The sequence below is a fragment of the Stutzerimonas sp. C6.4V genome (assembly GCF_058536345.1).
Genome location: NZ_JBZUBM010000001.1, coordinates 298,582 through 315,111, shown reverse-complemented (window position 1 = coordinate 315,111; position 16,530 = coordinate 298,582). Strand labels below are relative to the sequence as shown.

Here is a 16,530-nt window from a genome sequence, read left to right as displayed (position 1 = left end):
TTATTACCTCAGTTTCAGGGTGGCGAGGCCGACCAGCACCAGGATCACTGTGATGATCCAGAAGCGCACGATGACCCGAGGCTCGGGCCAGCCTTTCAATTCGAAGTGGTGATGGATCGGCGCCATGCGAAACACGCGCTTGCCGGTGAGCTTGAAAGAGGCGACCTGGATCATCACCGACAGCGTTTCCATGACGAATACGCCTCCCATGATGAACAGCACGACCTCCTGCCGGACGATCACCGCAATGGTGCCCAAGGCAGCGCCGAGCGCCAGTGCGCCAACATCGCCCATGAACACCTGCGCGGGATAGGTGTTGAACCAGAGGAAGCCAAGCCCGGCGCCAATCAACGCGCCGCAGAAAACGATCAGCTCGCCGGCACCAGGGATATAGGGGATAAGGAGATATTCGGCGAAGTTCACGTTCCCTGACAGGTAGCAGAAGATGCCGAGGCCGCCACCCACCATCACCGTAGGCATGATCGCCAGCCCGTCGAGGCCGTCGGTGAGATTCACGGCATTACTCGAGCCGACGATGACGAAATAGGTCAGCACTACGAAGCCGATGCCCAGCGGGATCTCGATGTTCTTCAGCAGCGGCAGGATAAGCGTCGTCTCGACCGGCGTCTGGGCAGTCGTATAAAGAAAGACTGCGGCGCCAAGCCCGAACACCGACTGCCAGAAATACTTCCAGCGACTCGGCAGACCACGGGAGTTCTTCTCGATGACCTTGCGATAATCATCTACCCAGCCAATCGCGCCGAACAGCAGGGTAACCGCCAGCACCACCCAGACATAGCGGTTGGCCAGATCGGCCCAGAGCAGGGTGCTGATGCTGATAGCGCTGAGGATCAGTGCACCGCCCATCGTCGGGGTGCCTGACTTGGAAAGGTGGGATTGCGGGCCATCGGTCCGCACGGACTGCCCTATCTGGCGCATCTGCAGCGTGCGGATCAGCCATGGCCCCATCCACAGGGAGAGCACCAGAGCGGTCAATACACCGAGAATGCCGCGCAGCGACAGGTACTGGAAAACTGCGAATCCCTTGTGGAATTGCTGCAGATACTCGGCAAGCAACAACAGCATCAGTGTTTCTCCATGCCGGACGCGGAAAGCGCGGCGACAACCTTGTCCATCGCGGCGCTCCGTGATCCCTTGATCAAGAGGGTGGTCCCGTTGCCCTGCTCCAGGCGCAACGCGGCGATCAGGCTCTGCTGATCGGCAAAATGTCGTCCACCGGCGCCAAAGGCGTCGACTGCAGAATTCATGAGCGGGCCAACTGCGAACAAGGTGTCCACCTTGCCTACCGCGTACAGGCCGACCTCACGGTGACCCTGTTCGGCCCATTCTCCCAGCTCACCCATGTCTCCCAGCGCCAGCACCTTGCGTCCGGCAAAACTGGTTAGCACATCGATTGCCGCGCAGATGGAAGTCGGGTTGGCGTTGTAGGTGTCGTCGATCAGGCGTACGCCGTTGGCGAGCATCTGCGCAACGCCACGGCCCTTGACTGGCTGCAAGCTCTCAAGCCCGGCGACAATGTGTTCCGCCTTGACACCCAGCGCATACGCCGCTGCGGCGGCCGCCAGGGCGTTAGCCACGTTATGGCGCCCAAGCAGGTTGAGCTGGACGCGTACGGCTCCAAAGGGACCGGTAAGCACGAAATTTGGACAGCCGCGCGGGTCATAGCCGATCGAACCGGGGTGGAAGTCAGCAAGCGGACTCTGCATGGCAAAGCTCAGCACGCGCCGACCTGCTGCGCGCTGCTCCCACGTCGGGTAGGCCTTGTCGTCGCGATTGAGCACGGCGATGCCAGCGCCGGAAAGGCCATCAAGGATCTCGCCCTTGGCTTCGACGATGTTTGCAGGGCCGCCGAACTCACCAACATGAGCGGTACCGGCATTGGTAATCAGGCTGACATCCGGCGCTGTCAGGCTGACGGTATAGGCGATCTCGCCAACCCGCGAAGCACCGAGTTCGATGACCGCAGCCCGATGCTGTGGCGCCAGTTCGAGCAAGGTCAGGGGTGCGCCCAGGTCGTTGTTCAGATTGCCACGCGTGGCGAGCACTGCATCGTCGCCATAGGCCGCCCGCAGAATGCTGGCCAGCAGTTCCTTAACGCTGGTCTTGCCACTGGAGCCGGTTATGGCCGCGACCGGTCCCGAAAATGCTGTGCGATTGAGCGCACCCAGTTGCCCCAGCGCCATGCGAGTATCGGCTACTACCAGCTGCGGCAATCCGGCACCTTCGACGTAGCGCTCGACCAGCGCCGCCGCCGCGCCCTTGGCGGCGACGTCGGCCAGGTATGAATGGCCATCGAAGCGGGGGCCAGCCAAAGCCACGAACAACTGGCCCGGCTCCACCGCACGGCTGTCCGTACTGACAGAGCGGAACGAGGCATCGGCGCCGATCTGCGCACCTGACAATGGCATGACGAGATCGCTCAAGCGAAGGGCATCAAGCATGAGCATTTCTCCAGGCAGTCAGGGCCATCGCGGCCTGTTCGAGGTCGGAGAACGGCAGACGCTCACCTTTGATTTCCTGATAGTCCTCATGGCCCTTGCCGGCAAGCAGCACCACGTCCTGGACTTCGCTGTCGGCAATGGCACGAGCGATCGCATCGCCACGGCCCGGTATAAATGTCACGCGCTCCGGTGCGCTGAAACCAGTACGAATATCGTCGAGAATGGTTTGCGGATCTTCATTTCGCGGATTGTCATCGGTCACCACGACTCGATCTGCCAGCCGCTCGGCCACTTCTGCCATCAACGCCCGCTTGCCGCGGTCGCGCTCGCCACCGCAACCAAACAGGCATGTCAGCGTTCCCTGAGTGTGGGGACGCAACGCGGACAGAACCTTTTCCAGCGCGTCTGGCGTATGGGCGTAGTCCACCACCACCAGTGGCTGGTCTCCACCGCCGAGACGCTGCATCCGCCCAGCCGGGCCCTGGAGCTCAGGCAGCACCGAAAGGATCTCGTCCAGCGGATAGTTCATACCCATGAGGGCACCAACTGCCGCCAGCACATTGCTGACATTGAACCGTCCGAGCAGCGGGCTGCGCAAGGAGCGCTCCCCTTGCGGGGTAACCAGCCGTGCGTGGATACCATCGTCATCCAGACGCGCATCGATGCAATACAGATGGGCAGCGGAGTCTTCGAGGCTGTAGGTAATGAGGCGCGATTCATCCTGTTGGACGGCCAGGGAGCGTCCGAACGGATCGTCCAGATTGATCACCCGACAGCTGACACCAGGCATGCTGAACAGGCGGGCCTTGACCTCACCATAGGCCTCCATCGAGCCGTGGTAATCAAGGTGATCACGGGACAGATTGGTGAACACGGCGACATCGAACGCCAGCGCGGCCACTCGCCCCTGTGCCAGACCATGGGACGACACCTCCATGGCAACGGCTCGAGCGCCAAGCTTGCGTAGACCCGCCAGGTTCGCCTGTACACCGATCGCGTCTGGCGTGGTGTGACGCCCAAGAACCAGCTCACCATGAAAACCCGTACCCAGTGTGCCGATGATGCCGCAGCGCTCATTCAATCGATCAAGCGCCTGGGCGATCAGGTAGGTCACGCTGGTTTTGCCGTTGGTGCCGGTCACACCGACCAGATGCAGGCTACGACTGGGCTCCCCATAGAAACGCCCGGCAATGCCGGACAACTGCCCTGCCAGGTTGCGTACCGGCACCAGCACAGCGCTTGCTGCGCTCACCTCGGGGGCGCCGCTTGCTTCGTAGGCTACCGCGGACGCGCCGCGGGCTATGGCGTCCGCGATATGAAGCCGACCGTCCTGCTGCAGACCAGGCACGGCGAGAAACAGATCCCCCGGACGTACCTTGCGGCTGTCGAGTGTCATCTCGCGTATCAGGGTCGAACTATCGGCCTGAGGAAACAGCTGATTCAGGGGCATCGACATCAGATCCGTCCTCCCTTCGCCTTGGCGGTCTGAGCGGTCTGAACCTCTTCCGGTGGCGGCAGATTGTCAGGTGCGATGTTCATCAGGCGCAGCGCACCGGACATCACCCGGCTGAACACCGGGGCAGACACCAGACCACCGTAGTAACCACTCTTGCTCGGCTCATCGATGACCACCGCAATGGCGATACGCGGATCCTTCATGGGTCCGAAACCGGCAAACATCGAGCGATAGGCGTTTTCCTGATAGCCACGACTGCTCGTCGAGGCCTTGCGCGCGGTACCGCTCTTGCCTGCTACGTGATAACCCGGCACCTGGGCGCGAAACACCCCGCGCGGCGCCTCGATGACTTCCTGCAGCATGCCTTGAAGTGTCTTGGCGACCTCCGGCGAGACCACTTCGACGCCTTCCGGCTGCCGGTCGACCCGGGTCAGTGACATCGGCACCAGGCGGCCATCGTTGGCCAGGGCCCCATAGGCATGGGCCAGCTGGACGGCCGTTACCGACAGTCCGTAGCCATAGGACAGCGTGGCGGTTTCGGCCTGGCGCCATTCGCGATGGGTAGGCAGATTGCCAACCCGCTCACCAGGGAAGCCCAGGCCGGTGTCCTGCCCAAAACCGATCTTGCGCATGACGTCGTGGATTGCCGCACCACCAATGTCGAAGGCGACCTTGCTCATGCCGACGTTGGACGAGTTGATCAGGATACCGGTCAGACTCAACTCCCGGCCCTCCGTCCTCGAGACGTCCCGAATGGTGTAGCGGCCGATGCGCATTGACCCAGGCCAGACCTCGACGAGGTCGCTCGGTTTCCAGCGGCCCGTTTCGAGCGCCGCACTCATGGAAATGGGCTTCATGGTCGACCCCGGCTCGAAGAGGTCGGTCATCGCTCGGTTACGCATCGCCGCCGGTTGCAGGTTGCGGCGGTTGTTCGGGTTGTAGGTCGGCTGGTTGACCATGGCCAGGACTTCCCCGGTCTTCACATCGAGCATCACCAGACTTCCGGCCTTGGCGCCGAACTCCAGCAGCGCATTGCGCAACTCGCGGTGCGCCAGGTACTGCAGACGCAGGTCGATGGACAACGCCAGGGCCTTGCCGGCCTTGGCATTCTTGACCACCTGCACATCCTTGATCAGCCGCCCGCGCCGGTCCTTGAGCACCTGGCGCTTGCCGGGCACCCCGGCCAGCCACTCGTTGTACGCCAGCTCCATGCCTTCTCGGCCATGGTCATCGATGTCGGTGAAACCGACCACATGGGCGGCCACTTCGCCGGCGGGGTAGAAGCGACGGAACTCTTCCTGGGCATAGACACCCGGAATGCCGAGATCCAGGACACGCTGTCCCTGCTCTGGAGTCAGCCCACGCACAAGGTAGGTGAACTCCCGCTCAGCCTGCTCCTTCAGACGCTGTTGCAAGGTGGCGGCATCCTGCCCGAGCGCCTGTGCCAGTTCGGGCCAGCGCGCCTGGGCAGCTTGCAGCTCCCGAGGGTTGCCCCAAAGCGTGGTGACCGGTGTGCTGACGGCCAGCGGTTCGCCATGACGGTCGGTGATCAGGCCTCGATGCGCTGGGATGGGGATATGCCGCACGCTACGCGCATCGCCCTGACCTTTGAGGAACGCCTGGTCGAGCACTTGCAGGTCGACGATTCGCCAGGCAATGGCGCCAACCATCAGCGCCAATAGGGCCAGCACGATGCGGAAACGCCACGGGTACAGCGCGCCTTCAAGCCTCATGGCGCCACCAGCCTGACGTCAGCAGCCGCCGGGATGTTCATTTTCAGCTGCTCGGCGGCTAGCGTCTCGATCCGGTTATGGGCCGTCCAGGTGCTCTGCTCCAGGATCAGCCGCCCCCACTCGGCCTGCGCCTTGTCGCGCACGCTGAGTTCACCGTACAGCTCGTTCAGCAGCTGGCGATTCCAATGCGCGCTGTAAGCGACCCCGATGGCGGACAGCAGCACCGCTATGAACAGCACCAGCATCAGCAGGCTGCCACGGGGCATCTGACGGCGAGACGTGCTCATCGCAACTTCTCCGCGACACGCATGACGGCACTGCGCGAGCGAGGGTTGTGCTTTACCTCTTCGGCGGAAGCGTATTGCGGCTTGCCCAACACCTTGAGGCGGGGCACAAATTTCTCGGGAATGATCGGCAGGTCGCGAGGCAGCGAGTCGGCCTCGCCTTTCGCATGGCGGCGCATGAACTGCTTGACGATGCGGTCTTCCAGCGAATGAAAGCTGATGACAACCAGTCGCCCACCCACCTCGAGGGCTTCAAGCGCTGCTTCCAGGCCTGTTTCCAGGTCTCCAAGCTCGTTATTGATGAAGATACGCAAGCCCTGAAAAGCGCGTGTCGCCGGGTTCTTGCCTTTCTCCCAGGCGGGGTTGGCAACTGTCAGCACCTGAGCGAGGTCGGCGGTGCGCTCAAAAGGCTGCTCGGCGCGGCGCTGAACGACCGCACGCGCCATACGCCTGGCGAAGCGCTCCTCGCCATACTCCTTGAATACGCGGGCAATCTCGTCTTCAGCAGCGGTTGCGATCCAGTCGGCAGCGCTCTGCCCCCGACCCGGGTCCATGCGCATATCGAGTGGGCCATCATGAAGAAAACTGAACCCCCGCCCCGGATCATCCAGCTGCGGCGACGACACACCCAGATCCAGCAGCACACCGCTCAAGGTCCCGTCCCAGCCGCGCTGCGCGACCTCAATACCCAGCTCGGCGAAACTTCTCTGCACAACGACAAAGCGGCCATCCTCGGCCGCCAGTGCTTGCCCCGTAGCGATTGCTAGCGGGTCTTTGTCGAACCCTAGCAAACAGCCATCAGGCCCTAGCTGGCGTAGCAGGAGCCGGCTGTGGCCGCCGCGACCAAAGGTCCCGTCCAGGTAACGGCCGCTCGGGCGCACGGCCAATGCCGCAACGGCCTCGTTGAGCAATACGGTCACATGGGTGTAGGGGCTGGTCTGGGTCACAGGATTAGGTCACGCAGTTCTTCCGGCAAGGCACCGGGTTGTTTTATGGCCGCCAGGTCCGCATCGGCTTGTGCGTTCCAGTCGTCTTCGTTCCACAGGCTGAACTTGTTCAGCTGGCCGACCAGCATGGCCCGCTTGTCCAGCCCGGCGTATTCGCGCAGCCGCGGCGGCACCAGTACACGCCCGCTGCCGTCCATTTCCAGATCGACAGCGTTACCAATCAACAAACGCTGCAGCCTGCGGCTCTCCTCTCGCAAGGAAGGCAGCTCCCTCAGCTTGGCTTCGATCTGTTCCCACTCGGGCAAGGGATAAAGGCAGAGGCACCGATCGACCGCGTCGATGGTGATGATCAACTGGCCTTCGCAGCGCGAAACGAGCTCGTCGCGGTACCGGCTGGGCATGGCTAGCCGGCCTTTTGCGTCGAGACTGATGGCGTTTGCTCCGCGAAACACGGCTGCGCTTCCCCTGAACTAGCTATCCTTGCCCATAAATACCCACTTCGTTCCACTTTCTACCACTTGTGCGCACTATAGAAATGCTGCCGCCCCACCGTCAAGGTGAGCCTGACGGGAAAAACCCTTATGTGACGGGAATTTAGCTTTCCGCTCAGCGACGAACGGTCGGCCATAGAGAGTGGCCGCTGGAGAACCTGAAGACGACCAGAAACCTGCGCTTCAAAGTTAAAGTGCTTTGTTAAGAGCAAGAATTTTTTGGACTAAAGATGCGGGATGTTTCTGCAGGGAATCGGAGAGTCGATCTGTAAGCCGGGTTCTGTCGAGGACAGTCATTCCTCTACGACAGCCATCACTGACTGCCTCTAGCAACCTACCCGGATCCAGCGCGGGCCACGCCAATGGATCCCTATTTGGTCTTGCTCCAGGTGGGGTTTACCTAGCCACGAACTGTTGCCAGCCGCGCGGTGCGCTCTTACCGCACCTTTTCACCCTTACCGGCGCCGAAGCGCTTAGGCGGTTATTTTCTGTGGCACTTTCCGTAGGCTCGCGCCTCCCAGGCGTTACCTGGCACCTCGCCCTATGGAGCCCGGACTTTCCTCCCTCCCTTCTTGCGGAACAAGAAGAGACAGCGACTGTCCGATCGACTCTCCGGCCGTCAGGGTACGTGGACGGGCTGTAACCTGCAAGCTGATCGTCCGCGCCAGGCCGAGGCAAAACGGCATGAAAACCGGCCACAAACTTACTCGGGATTCGGCTGCTTTTGCTGAAGCGCCAGCTGATAGAGCAGATTCTTGCGAACCCCGGTGATCTCAGCCGCCACAGCGGCCGCCCGCTTGACCGGCAACTCATCCAGAAGCAGCAGCAAGATCCGGCGCGCGTTTGCGTCGACAGCCTCGTCTCCCTGAGGTGCTTGCCAGCCACCTACCACCAGCACGCACTCACCCCGCTGCTGGTTAGGGTCGGACTCTACCCAGGCGCGCAGGTCGGCCAGTGGCAGGCCCTTCAGTGTTTCGAATGTCTTGGTCAACTCGCGCCCCAGCACGGCAGGCCGGTCGCCACCGAAGATCGTTTCCATGTCCTGCAGACATTCAAGGATGCGGTGCGGGGCCTCATAGAAGATCAGCGTTCGCGACTCCTCGCGCAAACGGTCCAACCGAACCCTGCGCGCCACCTGCTTTGCCGGCAGAAATCCCTCGAAGCCGAAGCGGTCTGATGGCAGCCCGGCCGCGCAAAGCGCCGCGACAAGAGCGCAGGCCCCAGGAACCGGAACCACTCGGATACCGGCGGCACGGGCCTGGCGCACCAGATGGAAACCGGGATCGGAAATCAGTGGCGTGCCAGCATCTGAAATCAGAGCCACATCCTGCCCCGCCTGCAGTCGCCCGACAAAACGCCCGCCGTCATCACGCTCGTTATGCTCATGGCACGCCGCCAGTGGCGTGGTGATCCCGAAGTGCTGCAGTAGACGCACCGAATGCCGGGTATCTTCAGCAGCAATCAGCGCAACCTCCTTCAGGACGCGCAAGGCACGGGCACTGATGTCCTCCAGGTTGCCGATCGGCGTGGCCACCACGTAGAGCGTGCCTGCAACGGAATTCACGGCATCTGGCGCAGTCACAGGGCGTACCTCGACAAAGGAAAACGCGCATTGTAGCCCGTTTGGCGTCGACGACATCGCGACACCAGGATCGCTTGGGTACAATCCGCCGAGACCGCTAATGTTTCACAGGGAAACCATTACATGATGGCTCGCTTTCGCCTCCTTCTACTTGTTTGCGTTGTCGCCGTCCTGGCGGCCTGCGCCAGCTCGCCCTCCTCGACACTGGGTGAGCTGCCACGCACGCCCCAGGCCTCGGCGCAGCAATTGCTGAAGGAAGCCCAGGACAGCGATCCAGCCAAGGCAGCGCTGCTGCGTTTGTCGGCAGCCGACCAGAGCATCCGCCAGGGCAATCCGGCACAAGCAAGGCAGATACTCGAGCAGGTAAAGCTGGACTCGCTGATGCCCGCCCAGCAGATGTTTGCCAGAACGCTGCTGGCTGAGCTGGCACTGGCCGATAGCGACCCCGAGCGCGCTCTTCAACTGCTTCAGCACCCGTCCTTCGAGCGGATTGCCGAGCTTCCGATCGAGCAGCAACTGCGCACCCAACTGGCACGCGCCAACGCTCTGGAAATGAACGACCAGCTGCTCGAGGCAGCTCGCGAGCGCACCTTTATTGCACCGCTGCTTAGCGGCACTGCCGGCGAGGAGAACCACGAGAAAATCTGGGCTCTGGTTTCTGCCATTTCGCCAACCCCACCGCAACCCACAACCGATACCGACCTGTCCGGCTGGCTTGCACTCGCCGCAGCCGTGAAGCAGGCCGGGACACTTGGCCAACAGCAGCGCGCCATTGACGCCTGGACACAACAGCACCCGAACCACCCTGCGGCCCGACAGTTGCCCGACCCTTTGGTAAAGCTACGCGAGCTGGCGGACCGACCTCTCTCTCATGTTGCGCTGTTGCTTCCCATGGAAGGGCCGCTGGCCAACGTCGCGCGCGCTTTGCGTGATGGCTTCCTAGCCGCCCACCTGCAGGCGCAGCAGAAGCTGAACATCGAAATCCATGACAGTACACGCCTGTCTTCGCTGGATGACTTCTACCGGAAGGCAGCGGCAGCGGGCGTCGAACTGGTGATTGGCCCCCTGGATAAAGACCTGGTACGTCAGCTTGCCGACCGCGAAGAGCTGCCCATCACCACCCTCGCGCTCAATTACAGCGACGCCAACCAGAGCACCCCCGCGCAGCTGTTCCAGTTTGGCCTTGCCGCGGAGGACGAAGCACGCGAAGTCGCCCGCCGCGCCTGGGACGATGGCCACCGTCGTGCCATAGCCCTGACGCCACGGGGAGACTGGGGCAACCGTGTCTTCGATGCGTTTCGCCAGCAATGGCAGGAACTGGGCGGCACGGTAGTGGCCGCCGAACCGCTCGCCGAGCCGATCGAACTGGCCAATCAGATAGCGCGCCTGCTTCAGGTACGCAGTGGCGAAGGCCAACAGCCCTCGCGCCGCCAGGACGTCGACTTCCTCTTTCTAGCGGCGACCCCTCAGCAGGCACAGCAAGTGAAGCCAACGCTGATCTTTCAGTACGCAGGGGACCTGCCGGTCTATGCAACCTCGCACCTGCATGCCGCCACTGACAATCGCAGTCAGTACCTGGACCTCGAGGGCATTCGCTTCGCCGAGACGCCGTGGCTCCTGGATCCGCAACTGCCACTGCGCCAGGCGATCGAAAACAAATGGCCACAAGCCCGTGGCAGCCTTGGCCGCCTATATGCGATGGGAGCGGACGCGTACCTGCTGGCGCCGCGCCTGAACCAATTGCTGGCCCTGCCGGATACCCGCCTCGAAGGTCTTTCCGGAACGCTCAGCCTGACGCCGCAACAGCGCATCGAGCGGCAGCTACCCTGGGCCGAGTTTCATGATGGACAGGTTCAGCCACTACCGGACCTTTCCTATTGAGCAGCACCGGCAAGCAGCAGAGTGGTCAGCAGGCCGAGGACCGCGCACAAGCGCAGCTGGAGAAGGAGGGGCTCCGCCTGCTTGCACGCAACTGGTCCTGCCGCAGCGGGGAGCTTGATCTGGTCATGCTCGATGGCGATACAGTAGTATTCGTCGAGGTTCGCTACAGGCGCCATGCCGAATGGGGCGGCGCACTTGAAAGCGTCGACCGGCGCAAGCAGCAGAAGCTTATCAAGACTGCCCAGCTGTTCCTGCAGAAGGAAAGTCGCTGGGCGAGACACCCCTGCCGTTTCGACGTCATCGCCATCGACGCAGCGTCTGGCAGGCAAGCACCCAACTGGATACGCAATGCGTTCGAGAGCTAATCGCTGCATCGGCGCTGCCAGGGGCGTTTAACGACTGTTTTCGGCTTGGCCACCACTTTGCCCAGCCCGTCATTTGAAAGGTCAACATAGATGGACATGCAATCCCGTATCCGCGAGCTGTTCCAGGCCAGCATCGAAACCAAGCAGCAGGCCATGGAAGTACTTGCTCCCTGCATCGAGCAGGCCGGACAAGTCATGGTCAACACGCTGCTCAGCGAAGGCAAGATCCTGACCTGTGGCAACGGGGGATCAGCCGGCGACGCGCAGCATTTTTCATCCGAACTGCTGAACCGCTTCGAGCGGGAGCGCCCCAGCCTGCCGGCAATTGCCCTGACGACGGACAGCTCGACCATTACCTCGATTGCCAACGACTACAGCTACAACGAAGTATTCTCCAAGCAGATCCGCGCACTGGGGCAGCCCGGTGATGTACTTCTTGCCATTTCCACAAGTGGGAATTCGGCCAACGTCATCCAGGCGATCCAGGCAGCCCACGACCGAGAAATGGTGGTCGTCGCATTGACTGGACGAGACGGCGGCGGCATGGCCTCGCTGCTACTGCCGGAAGACGTCGAAATACGCGTCCCGGCGAAGGTAACCGCGCGCATTCAGGAAGTGCATCTGCTGGTGATTCACTGCCTGTGCGACCTGATTGATAACCAACTGTTCGGGAGTGAAGAATGACCTCGGTGCGATTTCATGCGGTTACGCTTGCGTTGTGCCTGGCAGCCACGGGCTGCAGCTCAGTACTGACCGCCACGCGCGATGACCCGATCAACGACAATCGTGGTACCCGCACCATCGGCAGCAAGATCGATGACTCGCTGATCGAAACCAAGGCCGCGGTGAACATCGCCAAGGCTCACCCGGACCTGGACAATGCATCCCACATCATTGTGGCAAGCTACAACGGAGTGGTGCTGCTAGCGGGCCAGACACCACGTAATGAGCTCAAGCAAATGGCCGAGCAGGCGGCCAGTGCTGTCCAACGCGTGAAGCGGGTACATAACGAGCTGCAGGTGATCCAGCCATCGTCAGCGCTGGCACGAAGCAACGACTCCTGGCTGACCACCAAGATCAAGGCACAAATGCTGGCGGACAACAGCGTGCCGGGCTCCCGCATCAAGGTCATCACGGAAAACGGTATCGTCTATCTGCTCGGTCTAGTGACGCGGCAGGAAGGCAACCAGGCAGCAGGCATCGTGCAAGGCGTGTCAGGCGTGCAGCGTATCGTCAAACTCTTCGAATACATCGACTGACATCCACAGGGCTGATATGACGTGGCGGCCGGCGTTAACAGCCGCCACGCCACATATCGTCCAGCTGCAGCTTCTCGCAGCCTAAGCTTATTTGACAACCTTCAGACTGGGACGCCCCGCCGAAGCCGGGCGCGCCCCTGCTTTTGCCGAATCATCAGCGGAGCCATCATCCGGCGCATCGTCATCGGGAGGTGTTGGCTCGATCTCGAACACCATTCCCTGCCCGTTCTCGCGGGCATAGATTGCCATGATGGCCGCCGACGGCAGATGGAGACTATGCGGTACGCCACCAAAGCGCCCTTCGAAGCTGACGGCATCATTGCTCATCTGCAGGTTACGAACTGCACCCGGCGCGACGTTCAATACGATCTGGCCGTCATTGGCAAAACCTGCAGGCACCTGAACACCCGGGTGCTCGGCGTTGACCAGCAGGTGCGGCGTGTGTTCGTTGTCCACGATCCACTCATAGAGTGCACGGACCAGATAGGGACGACTAGAAGTCATATACAGCCTCTCTTAGCGCATGCCGCGCTCAACGGCGGATAGACTGACCTGAAAGGCCTCGCGAGCGAAATTGGTGTCCATGTAGTCGAGCAGCGGCTTGGCCGCTCTTGGCAACTCGATCCCAAGTCTGGGCAAACGCCACAGGATAGGCAACAGGCAACAATCCACCAGAGTGATCTCGTCGCTCATGAAGAAAGGCTTCTCACCAAACACCGGAGACACACCCGTCAGGCTCTCGCGCAGCTCTTTTCGCGCCAGCGCACGATCGGCCTCTGACGTGCGCCGATCCGTGATCCGATCGACCAGCGAGCACCAGTCACGCTGGATTCGATGAACCAGAAGCCGTGTATTCGCCCGAGCCACCGGATAAGCCGGCAACAGCGGTGGATGAGGATAACGCTCCTCGAGATATTCGCTGATGACCCCGGGCTCATAGAGCGCCAGATCACGATCAACCAGCGTAGGTACACTGGCGTACGGATTCACCTCGGTCAGCTTGACCGGACAATTCGCCGGGTCCACATCGATTATTTCGACGCTGACACCCTTTTCGGCGAGCACATAACGCACCCGGTGCGAATAATGGTCGGCGGGATCGGAATAGCAGGCCAACCAGTTGGTCACGGCCATAGGGTCCCTCCTCATTGGAATTATTGAGTCGCAGAAAAAAACGCGCGCCCAACAGGGCGCGCGCAGAGTAACGCATTACAGCCTGACGTCAGTGAACGTCTTTCCAGTATTCGCGCTTGAGCAGATAGGCAAATACAAAGAAGACCGCCAGGAACAGCAGCACGTAGGTGCCGATGCGCTGACTTTCAAGCTTGACCGGGTTGGCCGAATAGGCGAGGAAGGTCACAAGGTTCTTGATCTTCTCGTCATACTCAGCCTCGGTCAGCTCGCCTGTTCCCGGAACGACCGTCATTGCATGGCAGTCTTCGTGAGTTATCGGCGTGCCTGTCAGCGGATCGAACTGCTTGCGACCATCCTCGACCACCTGAACCTGCTTGCATGCAACCGACTCGCCCTCAGGCAGCTTGCTCGGCAGCACCTGGCGCCCCTGAAGGGGTGCCAGGACATGCGGCATACCCACATTGGGGAAGACAGTGTTGTTGACGCCATACGGACGGCTCGGGTCTTCGTAGAAGCTGCGCAGATAGGTATAGAGCCAGTCGTTACCACGCACGCGCGCGACCAGGGTCAGGTCAGGCGGCGCAGCACCAAACCAGGTTTTAGCCTCCTGCGGGTCCATGCCGATCTTCATGTGATCGCCGATCTTGGCACCACTGAAAACGACGTTGTCCAGCATGACCTCTTCCGGGATACCCAGGTCGGTCGCGACACGCTCGTAACGTTGGTACTGGGCGCTGTGGCAACCCATGCAATAGTTACTGAAGGTACGCAGGCCGTCCTGCATCGCGGCCTTGTCGGTCAGGTCAATATCGACTTGATCCAGATGGACACCAGTACCAGCGGCAAAGCCGAATGCTGGGACCAGCGCAAGGATCAACGCAGCAAATTGCTTTTTCATCAGCCATCCACCCTTTGCGGAACTACTTTAGTCTTCTCAAGCTTGGTGTAGAACGGCATCAGGATGAAGTAGCCAAAGTAGACGGCTGTACAGATCCGAGATACCAGCGTGCGCTCCGGCGTCGGAGACAGCACACCCAGCACGCCGAGGATGACAAAGGAAACACAGAACAATAGCAGCGCAATCTTGCTCAACCAGCCCTTGTAGCGCATCGCCTTGACCGGACTACGATCCAGCCAGGGCAGCACGAAGAGCACTGCGATCGCTGCGCCCATGGCGATAACGCCCAGCAGCTTGTCCGGAACCGCGCGCAGGATGGCGTAGAACGGCGTGAAATACCAAACCGGTGCGATGTGCTCAGGCGTCTTGAACGCGTTCGCTACTTCGAAGTTGGGTTTTTCCAGGAAGTAGCCGCCCATTTCCGGGAAGAAGAACACGATGGCGCAGAACACGAACAGGAACACCACCACACCCACGATATCTTTCACCGTGTAGTAGGGATGGAACGGGATGCCATCCAGTGGTACGCCTGCCTCGTTCTTGCTCTTCTTGATATCCACACCCATCGGGTTGTTCGAGCCGACTTCGTGCAGCGCCAGAATGTGCAGCACGACCAGCCCCAGGATCACGATGGGCAGCGCAATCACATGGAGCGCGAAGAAGCGGTTGAGGGTGATACCTGAGATCAGGTAGTCACCACGGATCCACTGGGTCAGATCATCACCGATGACCGGGATGGCCCCGAACAGCGAAATGATCACCTGTGCGCCCCAGTAGGACATCTGGCCCCAAGGCAGCAGGTAGCCCATGAAGGCTTCGGCCATCAGCGCCAGATAGATCATCATCCCGAAGATCCAGACCAGCTCGCGAGGCTTCTGGTAGGAACCATAGAGGATGCCACGGAACATGTGCAGATAGACGACGACAAAGAATGCCGAAGCACCGGTGGAGTGCAGGTAGCGGATGATCCAGCCGTACTCGACGTCACGCATGATGTATTCGACGGACGCGAACGCACCTTCGGCCGAAGGTTCGAAGCTCATCGTCAGCCACACTCCGGTCAGGATCTGGTTGACCAGAACCAACAGGGCAAGCGAGCCGAAGAAATACAGAACGTTGAAGTTCTTCGGTGCGTAGTACTTGCTCAGATGGTCTTCCCACATCTTGGTCGCGGGGAAGCGCGCATCGACCCATTCCATGAACTTACTCATCATGCGCTCTCCTGATCCACGCCGACGATGACGATGGAATCCGTCTCGTATGTATGCGGGGGAACTGGCAAGTTCAACGGAGCGGGCTGCCCCTTGTAAACACGGCCAGCCAAGTCATATTTCGAGCCATGGCAGGGGCAGAAATAGCCGCCCAGCCAATCGGCACCCAGATCAGGCGCCGCCACTTCCGGACGGAACGACGGGGAGCAACCAAGATGGGTACACAGCCCGACCACGATCAATACTTCCGGCTTGATCGAGCGAACCTGAGGGTCCACGTAGGCAGGCTGCACGGAGGCTTCGGATTTCGGGTCTGCGACCGTACCGGTGAGCTTGTCCAGATTCGCCAGCGCCTCTTCGGTACGACGAAGAATAAACACCGGCTGACCACGCCACTCGGCAACCATTTGCTGGCCCGGCTCGATCTTGCTGATATTCACCTTTACCGGTGCACCGGCCGCCTTGGCCTTGGCACTTGGGAACCACGATCCCACGAACGGGACCGCGGCACCCACCGCTCCTGCAGCACCTACTACCGAAGTAGCGGCTACAAGGAAGCGACGCCGGCCAGCATTCACGCCGTCATTGCTCATTCAGTCGTCTCCCATCAGTTTCTTATGGCCCACCGAAAGCAGGCGTCTACTACGTAAAATCAGGCCGCGAAAAATTCGCCAAATGGTAAAGAAAACCCCCTCCCATGACAAGGTAATAACCGGATACAACCGGGCGGCAGGCCGCGAAAATCGGGGCCTGCCGCGTGACAAGCTGTCGCAGCACAGAAAATGAACCACAAAAAAAACGCCCAGCTCCGTGAGAAGCTGGGCGTT

17 protein-coding genes and 1 other RNA gene are annotated in these 16,530 nt (G+C 61.0%); 4 read left to right on the top strand and 14 right to left on the bottom strand.

Going from position 1 to position 16,530, the window contains the following annotated elements:
- Positions 1–3: 3 nt before the first annotated feature.
- The 9 genes from mraY to rsmI form a co-directional block, all read right to left on the bottom strand.
- Positions 4–1,086, bottom strand: a complete 1,083-nt coding sequence (gene mraY, locus AC4LFW_RS01465; protein ID WP_491817168.1) for a phospho-N-acetylmuramoyl-pentapeptide-transferase — start codon at positions 1,084–1,086, stop codon at positions 4–6.
- Positions 1,086–2,462, bottom strand: a complete 1,377-nt coding sequence (locus tag AC4LFW_RS01460) for a UDP-N-acetylmuramoyl-tripeptide--D-alanyl-D-alanine ligase (RefSeq protein WP_491817166.1) — start codon at positions 2,460–2,462, stop codon at positions 1,086–1,088. Before AC4LFW_RS01460 ends, mraY begins: the two co-directional genes overlap by 1 nt.
- Positions 2,455–3,918: a UDP-N-acetylmuramoyl-L-alanyl-D-glutamate--2,6-diaminopimelate ligase gene (locus AC4LFW_RS01455; RefSeq protein WP_491817164.1), complete on the bottom strand. Its 1,464-nt coding sequence runs from the start codon at positions 3,916–3,918 to the stop codon at positions 2,455–2,457. Before AC4LFW_RS01455 ends, AC4LFW_RS01460 begins: the two co-directional genes overlap by 8 nt.
- Entirely contained in the window at positions 3,918–5,651 is a 1,734-nt protein-coding gene (locus tag AC4LFW_RS01450; RefSeq protein WP_491817163.1) for a peptidoglycan D,D-transpeptidase FtsI family protein, read from the bottom strand. The genes AC4LFW_RS01455 and AC4LFW_RS01450 overlap by 1 nt, the downstream gene beginning before the upstream one ends.
- Positions 5,648–5,938: a cell division protein FtsL gene (gene ftsL, locus AC4LFW_RS01445; protein WP_491817161.1), complete on the bottom strand. Its 291-nt coding sequence runs from the start codon at positions 5,936–5,938 to the stop codon at positions 5,648–5,650. The genes AC4LFW_RS01450 and ftsL overlap by 4 nt, the downstream gene beginning before the upstream one ends.
- Positions 5,935–6,882: a 16S rRNA (cytosine(1402)-N(4))-methyltransferase RsmH gene (gene rsmH / locus AC4LFW_RS01440; protein ID WP_491817160.1), complete on the bottom strand. Its 948-nt coding sequence runs from the start codon at positions 6,880–6,882 to the stop codon at positions 5,935–5,937. Before rsmH ends, ftsL begins: the two co-directional genes overlap by 4 nt.
- Entirely contained in the window at positions 6,879–7,334 is a 456-nt protein-coding gene (gene mraZ / locus AC4LFW_RS01435) for a division/cell wall cluster transcriptional repressor MraZ (RefSeq protein WP_491817158.1), read from the bottom strand. Before mraZ ends, rsmH begins: the two co-directional genes overlap by 4 nt.
- A gap of 292 nt (positions 7,335–7,626) precedes the next feature.
- An RNA gene (gene rnpB / locus AC4LFW_RS01430) (RNase P RNA component class A) lies at positions 7,627–7,985 on the bottom strand.
- Positions 7,986–8,076: 91 nt separating this feature from the next.
- Positions 8,077–8,955, bottom strand: a complete 879-nt coding sequence (rsmI, locus tag AC4LFW_RS01425; RefSeq protein ID WP_491817156.1) for a 16S rRNA (cytidine(1402)-2'-O)-methyltransferase — start codon at positions 8,953–8,955, stop codon at positions 8,077–8,079.
- Between the two features lie 123 nt (positions 8,956–9,078).
- Here rsmI and AC4LFW_RS01420 point away from each other — a divergent pair, with 123 nt between their 5' ends.
- From AC4LFW_RS01420 to AC4LFW_RS01405, 4 genes are all read left to right on the top strand, one after another.
- Positions 9,079–10,836, top strand: a complete 1,758-nt coding sequence (locus AC4LFW_RS01420) for a penicillin-binding protein activator (RefSeq protein ID WP_491817154.1) — start codon at positions 9,079–9,081, stop codon at positions 10,834–10,836.
- Positions 10,833–11,201, top strand: a complete 369-nt coding sequence (locus AC4LFW_RS01415; protein ID WP_491817153.1) for a YraN family protein — start codon at positions 10,833–10,835, stop codon at positions 11,199–11,201. Before AC4LFW_RS01420 ends, AC4LFW_RS01415 begins: the two co-directional genes overlap by 4 nt.
- Positions 11,202–11,291: 90 nt before the next feature.
- Positions 11,292–11,885, top strand: coding sequence for a phosphoheptose isomerase (locus AC4LFW_RS01410; RefSeq protein WP_491817151.1), 594 nt, complete (start codon positions 11,292–11,294; stop codon positions 11,883–11,885).
- The gene (locus AC4LFW_RS01405; RefSeq protein ID WP_491817149.1) at positions 11,882–12,460 is read left to right on the top strand and encodes a BON domain-containing protein; all 579 of its coding nucleotides are present in this window, start codon (positions 11,882–11,884) and stop codon (positions 12,458–12,460) included. Before AC4LFW_RS01410 ends, AC4LFW_RS01405 begins: the two co-directional genes overlap by 4 nt.
- Before the next feature lie 87 nt (positions 12,461–12,547).
- Here the strand turns inward: AC4LFW_RS01405 and AC4LFW_RS01400 are convergent, their stop codons facing one another.
- The 5 genes from AC4LFW_RS01400 to petA form a co-directional block, all read right to left on the bottom strand.
- Positions 12,548–12,964, bottom strand: a complete 417-nt coding sequence (locus tag AC4LFW_RS01400) for a ClpXP protease specificity-enhancing factor (RefSeq protein ID WP_491817147.1) — start codon at positions 12,962–12,964, stop codon at positions 12,548–12,550.
- Positions 12,965–12,976: 12 nt separating this feature from the next.
- The gene (locus AC4LFW_RS01395) at positions 12,977–13,594 is read right to left on the bottom strand and encodes a glutathione S-transferase N-terminal domain-containing protein (RefSeq protein WP_491817145.1); all 618 of its coding nucleotides are present in this window, start codon (positions 13,592–13,594) and stop codon (positions 12,977–12,979) included.
- Positions 13,595–13,682: 88 nt separating this feature from the next.
- Positions 13,683–14,492, bottom strand: coding sequence for a cytochrome c1 (locus AC4LFW_RS01390; protein ID WP_491817144.1), 810 nt, complete (start codon positions 14,490–14,492; stop codon positions 13,683–13,685).
- Positions 14,492–15,703 carry a cytochrome b gene (locus tag AC4LFW_RS01385; RefSeq protein WP_491820087.1) on the bottom strand — a complete coding sequence of 404 codons (1,212 nt, stop codon included), beginning with the start codon at positions 15,701–15,703 and terminating at the stop codon, positions 14,492–14,494. The genes AC4LFW_RS01390 and AC4LFW_RS01385 overlap by 1 nt, the downstream gene beginning before the upstream one ends.
- On the bottom strand, positions 15,703–16,296 hold the full coding sequence (gene petA, locus AC4LFW_RS01380) for a ubiquinol-cytochrome c reductase iron-sulfur subunit (RefSeq protein WP_491817142.1): 594 nt from the start codon (positions 16,294–16,296) through the stop codon (positions 15,703–15,705). The genes AC4LFW_RS01385 and petA overlap by 1 nt, the downstream gene beginning before the upstream one ends.
- Between the last annotated feature and the right edge of the window lie 234 nt (positions 16,297–16,530).